Genomic DNA, 1,218 nt, shown 5'->3' with positions numbered 1-1,218 from the left:
CCAGTTGTCGTCACGATAAGCGACCAAGCGGCTACCCCACCCCGATCAAGTGCGCAGACCCGGCAAACCCCTACCGCCCACTGACCTGACCGGTCACAACGGGGAGCCTTCAGCCGCCACCAGGCTCGTCGGAATCCCGGGGAATAATGATCTGACTGCCCTCCGGCGCCTCCTCGCTGCGGTTAGCAGCGGGCGGATGCTGGAAGGCACGTCGAAACTGCCACAAAGAGCCGAGTGCTAACAAGAAGACTACATGCACAGCTGGATTCATGCCTCCTTCCTGTATCCAACCCTCCCACCCTTCCAATATCCCGAGAGGCAGGTCGCGACCCACACTTACACTAGGCGCAATAACAAAAGACCAGAAAATCAGCACTACAACCGAAACAGCAAATCCAGAAACAAGCGCCAACCACGAGGGTCGGACAAGCTTGCGAACACCCAGGACAAATGAGTACGTGACCAAACCACCAAGCGTGGCGATTGCAAAGATCTGCAGGAACGGAACCCGTGGAGAAGTAACCGCCACTACCACATTGTTCAGATCGAAGACCGCACCTGCTCGCAGCCCAGCTACCTGGACACTAAGGATGCCGACGACAAAAACAAACAGCACGCCAAGAGCTAATCCACAAATTCCCCACGCCAGAGCCTTCACCTTTTGCTACCTATACCCATCATTACGAACGACCTCGGCCATGTAATTAGGAAAATACCCAACAGTCCAGCTCAGCTGAACCACCTACGCCGCCAGCGTACCAATAACACTTGCTATGGGCATTGGTGGTGTGCCCATGATAGAGGCTGACAAAGTGCGGAGAATCGCCGACAGCGTAGGCAATCTCGGTATACCCAGGGTAGTCGTAATAGGTTACGACCGTGCTAGTTCCAACTCCTAGACTTGAAGCAACCCTACCGCCTGTAACACTCGATCGAAGCCCAGAAGTTCGAGGGTGAAGCTCGGGAGTAGAAATGTCGTCGGCGTACTGATAGCTCGCCGCACGTGCGACAGGGGCAGCGATACCCAAGAGCGCAGCAGATAGGAAAATGATCACTCCTAGACGCGAATGGATTCGCGCCTTGAGAGCGTATCGAGCATGTGACTGGATAGGTGCGTGGGACCTTGGAATACCGCAAGCGCGCGAGGTGGGTCAGGCGGCACTGACCTAAACTTTGGTCGTTTTGTTGGCAATACTGCTGGTTTTGGGCTGGGTGCGG

Annotated in this window: 1 protein-coding gene; it reads right to left on the bottom strand. The window is 55.5% G+C overall.

All coding sequences use genetic code 11. From position 1 onward, the window contains the following. Positions 1-109 precede the first annotated feature (109 nt). A complete protein-coding gene (locus tag ACFHWU_RS29160) occupies positions 110-658 on the bottom strand; it encodes a hypothetical protein (RefSeq protein ID WP_416553543.1) in 549 nt (182 codons plus the stop codon). Between the last annotated feature and the right edge of the window lie 560 nt (positions 659-1,218).

Origin of the sequence: Micromonospora sp. LOL_015 (assembly GCF_048060275.1) — a bacterium.
In the GTDB taxonomy this organism is placed as follows: Bacteria; Actinomycetota; Actinomycetes; order Mycobacteriales; family Micromonosporaceae; genus Micromonospora_E.
This window is presented reverse-complemented; position numbering and strand designations above follow the sequence as displayed.